This is a genomic window from Mucilaginibacter sp. (assembly GCF_036383575.1).
Classification (GTDB): domain Bacteria; phylum Bacteroidota; class Bacteroidia; order Sphingobacteriales; family Sphingobacteriaceae; genus Mucilaginibacter.
Genome location: NZ_DASVOB010000762.1, coordinates 1 through 5,725, shown reverse-complemented (window position 1 = coordinate 5,725; position 5,725 = coordinate 1). Strand labels below are relative to the sequence as shown.

4 protein-coding genes, 1 tRNA gene and 1 pseudogene are annotated in these 5,725 nt (G+C 42.4%); 4 read left to right on the top strand and 2 right to left on the bottom strand.

From position 1 onward, the window contains the following. The coding region (locus tag VF500_RS27200; protein WP_330862679.1) for a methyltransferase at window positions 1-525 on the top strand (525 nt) is incomplete at its 5' end. Window positions 526-583: 58 nt separating this feature from the next. Beyond that, the gene (locus VF500_RS27195) at window positions 584-1,075 is read left to right on the top strand and encodes a metallophosphoesterase family protein (RefSeq protein ID WP_330862678.1); all 492 of its coding nucleotides are present in this window, start codon (window positions 584-586) and stop codon (window positions 1,073-1,075) included. Between the two features lie 41 nt (window positions 1,076-1,116). Here VF500_RS27195 and rnhA read toward each other — a convergent pair whose 3' ends face one another. Beyond that, the gene (gene rnhA, locus VF500_RS27190) at window positions 1,117-1,587 is read right to left on the bottom strand and encodes a ribonuclease HI (RefSeq protein WP_330862677.1); all 471 of its coding nucleotides are present in this window, start codon (window positions 1,585-1,587) and stop codon (window positions 1,117-1,119) included. Between the two features lie 90 nt (window positions 1,588-1,677). After that, on the bottom strand, window positions 1,678-3,780 hold the full coding sequence (locus VF500_RS27185) for a cation-translocating P-type ATPase (protein WP_330862676.1): 2,103 nt from the start codon (window positions 3,778-3,780) through the stop codon (window positions 1,678-1,680). A 125-nt stretch (window positions 3,781-3,905) separates the two neighbouring features. Here VF500_RS27185 and VF500_RS27180 point away from each other — a divergent pair. Both VF500_RS27180 and VF500_RS27175 read left to right on the top strand, forming a co-directional pair. Continuing rightward, window positions 3,906-3,979 (top strand) — tRNA-His (locus VF500_RS27180). 104 nt (window positions 3,980-4,083) lie between these two features. Further along, window positions 4,084-5,725, top strand: a pseudogene (locus VF500_RS27175) (AAA family ATPase); the annotation flags it as partial.

Here is a 5,725-nt window from a genome sequence, read left to right as displayed (position 1 = left end):
GACGCGGTAGAAATTGATGAGCAGGCGGCTGCGACAGCGAAAGCTAATTTCAGCAATTCGCCATTTAGCAATAGGCTAACACTTTACGCAAAAGGGTTTGAACAATTCTTTGAAGGCCACCCTGAAAAGAGATATGATCTCATTGTTTCCAATCCCCCCTTTTATATTAACTCCCTGCAATCGCCGGGAGCAAAGGTCAATTTGGCCAAGCACGCTGCTGATGGTTTTTTTGAAAAGTTAATAGCAACAATTGCAGCACAGCTTACAGAGCAAGGGACTGGCTGGCTAATATTGCCAACTGACACAGCAGGTTTAGTTAAAGACCTGGTTAAGCAGCATGGACTTTATCTAAAAAACATAATCACTATACATTCTTTTAAAGATGATATAGCACACAGGGAGATCCTTGCTTTTGGGAGGAGCAATGAACCGCTAACTGCCGATAAGTTTATTATTTACAGCGAACCAAAAGTATATACGGAAATGTACCGTGAGTTGCTGAAAGATTTTCTGATAATATTTTGAGGCCTCATCTTGATTCTTGAATCTTAATTTCCTGACTCTTTAATTCTATCTTTACCCCATGACCCGCATAGGCCTGATTTCAGACACTCACAGCTATCTCGACGATGCCGTATTTAAACATTTTGAAAATTGCGATGAGATCTGGCATGCCGGCGATTTCGGCACGATTGAACTGGCCGATAAACTTGCCGCTTTTAAGTCATTAAAAGGTGTATACGGTAATATCGACGATAAAGACGTGCGTATAGTTTACCCCGAACATTTACGCTTTAAATGCGAAGATGTGGATGTATGGATGACCCACATCGGCGGCTATCCAGGCAGGTACAGTCAAAATATCAAGGCCGAAATTTATAGCAATCCGCCAAAGTTATTTATCACCGGGCACTCACATATTTTAAAAGTGATGTTCGATAAAAAGATCAACTGCCTGCACATGAACCCCGGCGCAGCAGGCAAGCAGGGCTGGCATAAAGTGCGTACCCTGTTGAGGTTTAATATCGATGGCGATAAGATCCAGGATCTGCAGATTATTGAACTGGCAGGATAGTGGTTTTGATGTAGAGACGCATAATTGCGTCTCCCGCAGAATTACACCATCCCTGCCTTTGCATTCTCAGCCTCAAAAACAGAGTCAATAAGCAGGGGAGGGCGCTTGCCTGCTGCTACGGCCAGTTGGTCGCATCGTTCATTTTCGGGGTGTCCGTTATGACCACGCACCCAGGTGAATTTTATTTTATGCAGCTTGCTTATCGTTAAATAGCGCATCCACAGGTCTTTGTTTTTTTTTCCTGCAAAGCCTTTTGCCACCCAGCCATTAACCCAGCGTTTTTCGATAGCATCAATAACATATTTGGAATCGGAAAAGATCATTACATCCTGATTGGGAGTTTTGAGTGCTTCAAGTCCTTTTATAACCGCCAGCAACTCCATCCGGTTGTTGGTAGTTTTGCGAAACCCCTCGGATAGCTCTTTATAATGCTGTCCCGAACGCAATATCACCCCATAACCACCTGGTCCCGGATTACCGCTTGAAGCCCCGTCTGTAAAAATCTCGATCATGAAGCAAATATAGTAAAGCCCCCCAACCCCCTAAAGGGGGAGCTAATAAATAGTTCCAATAAAATAACTATGCTAATCAAAACTCCCCCTTTAGGGGGCTGGGGGGCTAATCTTCTTAATCTTCAACCTCAACGAATTTCCTATCACCACTACATCAGAAAATGCCATGGTCAGCGCGCCAACCATAGGGTTAAGGAAACCCATGGCTGCTACCGGAATGGCTATAATATTGTAGGCAAAGGCCCAAAAAAGGTTTTGTTTTATAGTAAGCAGGGTATGCTTGCTGATCTGTAGAAATTTGATCACCGAGTGCAGGTCGGTATTTAATAGCACCACACTGGCCGATTGGATCGCCACCTGGCTGGCATCGTTCATCGATACACCAACATCCGCATGGGTTAGGGCAGGAGCATCGTTAATGCCATCGCCTATCATAATGGTTTTGCCTTTTTGTTTGTAGATATCGATCACTTTTAGCTTCTCATCAGGGAGCCTTTCAGCATGTATTTCGGTAATACCTAATTGATTGGCTACACTGAGGCAACGGTCTTTTTTATCGCCGCTTAATAATACCGGGATAATACCCAGCTTTTTAAGCTGGTTAATAAGTGCGGGGGCCTCGGGTTTTATCTGGTCGTCAACGGCAATTTGAGCCATCAGTACCTGGTTTTTATACAATACAATGTTGAAGTTGGCTTCATGGTTTGTTTTGGCCGTACCCAAAAAGTAATTATTGCCATTTATATCTTCGGCACGCATACCCAGGCCTTTTTCTTCCTTAACCGATTTTAAAATGAGCTTTTGTTGAGGTAGCCCTTTTAAGCCGTTTACAAGTGACTTGGCTATCGGGTGATTGGAACGCTCTTCAATAGCGGTGATTATGCCTCTTATCTGTTCTAAATCGGCACCATCCTCAAGCCTGATCTCGTTGACAGTAAACTTGCCGGTTGTTAGGGTGCCTGTTTTATCAAATACCACATATTTTGTATTGGTAACAGCCTCGATGGTGTCACCACCTTTTACCAATATGCCGTTCTTTGCTGCACGGCCTAATCCAACCATAACAGCGGTGGGGGTAGCTAAGCCCATAGCACAAGGGCAGGATATTACCAGCACTGCAATGGCATTCATCATAGCATGCTGAAATCCGGCGCTGCCTACAAAATAGGTAAGCATAAAAGTAATTAGCGCTATTAATATCACCGCCGGAACAAATACGGCAGCAACCTTATCGCCCAGTTTTTGAACCGGTGGTTTAGCTGCCTGGGCTTTCTTCATCAGGTCGATGATTTGGGCAAGGATAGTATTTGAGCCAACCCGGGTTGCCAGCATGTGGAAATTGCCGTTAAGCAGTATAGTGCCGCCAATAATCTTATCATATTTTTGCTTTTCAACCGGGATGCTTTCGCCTGTGAGCATGGCTTCATCAACTGAACCCTGTCCTGAAAGGATCTCGCCGTCAACAGGTATTTTATCTCCTTCGTTAACCAGTAATGTATCACCCGGGCGTACTTCTTTAGCATTGATTATTTCAATGCTTCCATTTATTACGCGATTGGCATTCACTTCCTGAAATTTGATCAGATCTTTTACCGCAGAGGTAGTTTGACTTACCGAACGTTTTTCGAACACATTACCTAACAACACCAATGTAATAATAGTAGCACAGGTTTCGTAAAACTGGTATTGAGGCCCCAGGTTTTGTATTGTGCCGATAAGGCTATATATAAATGCGGATGTTGAGCCCACAAAAATGAGTACATCCATATTCGGGATACCTCCTTTAAGCGAGCTGATGGCGCTTTTGCCAAAGTGTAAACATCCAACTATAAAAACCGGCAGGCATAACAACAATTGAATTATGGGCTGATGCAGAAAATGCCAGGGCAGTATCATGTGCAGTAAAAGCGGCGCTGTAAAGATGGCGCAGAAGATAAATTTATTTTCTATCCGCTCATAAAACGGTACAAAATGGTTGCTTATGTCATCAACAACTTTAAATCCTAAATTTTCTATCCCTTTTTTTATTTCAGGCAGTTTTGCCTCATCATTGGTTGAAAATTTTACTTCTTCGCCGGCAAAGTCAACGAGGATATTATGTAAGCCCTTTTTTTCGAGGAATTTATGGACAGACATGGCACAATTATTACAATGCATGCCAGTCACATTCAGTTCAATTAATTGCTCAGCCATAGTCACAAAAGTAGCTATTAATTATAATCGTTCTAAATTAATGAGGTAAGCTTAATGTAATTTTAAAAAAGAATTTGCAAGTAACTAATAGTTTTCTATTTTTGCACTCTCCAAAACGGAACACGGTAGATGTAGCTCAGTTGGTTAGAGCATCGGTTTGTGGTACCGAGGGTCGTGGGTTCGAGCCCCATCATTTACCCTTAAGCCTCTCATGAAAATGAGAGGCTTTTTTTGTATGGTATTCATATTGAACAATACCAGCAAGGTGAAAACATCTACCTGAAATTTCCATAAATTGCATGCATGAAAAAGGCAAAACTTTCTGAGTCTGATTTGCCGGCTACCTCAATGACCGGGCTTGAGAAGGAAAGAAGGATATTGTTGGAACTGGGAAATGATATCACCCGGGTTCGGGACAAGAATGACCTCATCGTACTTTTTAAAAAAAGGATCAAAGGGTTATTTTATTTTACGCATACGATTGTAACACTCATTGACCACAGGGATGAAACATACGTCCCTTTCCTGCTGGATAATGATGGATCCCCGATCCGGTCTCATCAAAGATACCAGGAAATGGTTAGGGCACATTTTTCGTTAAACGAGCCTTTTATCCAGGCTGTGTTACAGTCAGAAGAACCCATATCCTTTTTATTGGAAGATATAATGGACAAGCCGCAAAGCCCCTCTTTTCTCCGGGTTAATTACGAAAAAGGAGTAAAAGAAATTCTGATGACCCGGCTTATGAAAGAGGGAAAGCCAATGGGCTTTATTCATATTTATTCGGATAAGCAGGGCAGTTTTAATAACGAATTCAGGAGTGTTATTAAAGGTATTACGCCCCAGTTGTCGAGCGCCGTATCTAATATTATCAAAAATGAAGAGCTGCTTAACAACGAAAAAGAAAAATCATTCCTTCTTGATTTTAGCAGCGATATTGTAACAGTAAGAACCAAAGAAGAGCTTGTCCGCGCAGTTCGCGCCGGATTAAGTAAGTTAAATCCACCAGGCGGCTTTGTTATCCGACGGATCAATGAAGATAGCACTACCATGAGCCCTTATGTGTATGACCTAAGCAAAGCACAGGATCCGAAAGTAATAAGTGCACTGGAGAATGCCAGGTATCCCATCAACGATGGGCTTCAAAACCGCGTATTGAATAGTCCCATTCCTTTATTGTTTAACGTAGACAGGGAAATACAGCGTGGCATCGCTTCAGCCTACCTGCAGTATTGGAAGAAGATGGGGTTTAAAGAAATTGTAGGCATCCGCTTGCGTAATGGGGAAACGAACCATGGGATTTTATTCCTGGACATAGGAGAGATCAACGTTCAGTTGCTTCAAGGTATTTGTGCACAGATATCTATCGCCCTGGCCAATATTTTTGCTCACGAGCAGATCAACAAAACACAGGAAGAGCAAGCTTTTTTGCTGGATTTCAGTAATGATATTACACAGTCAAGAACAAAGCTGGATCTGCAGAATGCTATTTTCCGGGTACTGGATAAAGCGATGCATACAAAACTCGCTATGCTGAGGGTGATAGATGACGACGGTGTTCACTTGTCCTCATTTATGTATGACGATACATTGTTTAATAAGGCCAAAACAAATTACGAAAAAAAACAGAGCGACCGGATCACCATTGATGAAAACTATACAGCAAAAGTGCTTGCCAGCAGGGATGGATTGGTGTTTAATGTGGAAGAAGAATTAGAAACCGGTAATGCATATGCGAAGCTGTGGAAAACAACGGGGTTAAAAAATATGTATGCCCTACCGTTACGGGTAGGTGAAAAAAGCATCGGTACCATCTGGCTGCTGGCAAACCGGTTGAGCTCATTATTACTGAGGGGGATCTGTTCTCAAATATCTATCGCTGTCGATAACATAAGGGCCAATGAAAAATTGCTCGCTTATAAAAAACAGCTGGAAGTAGAAAATG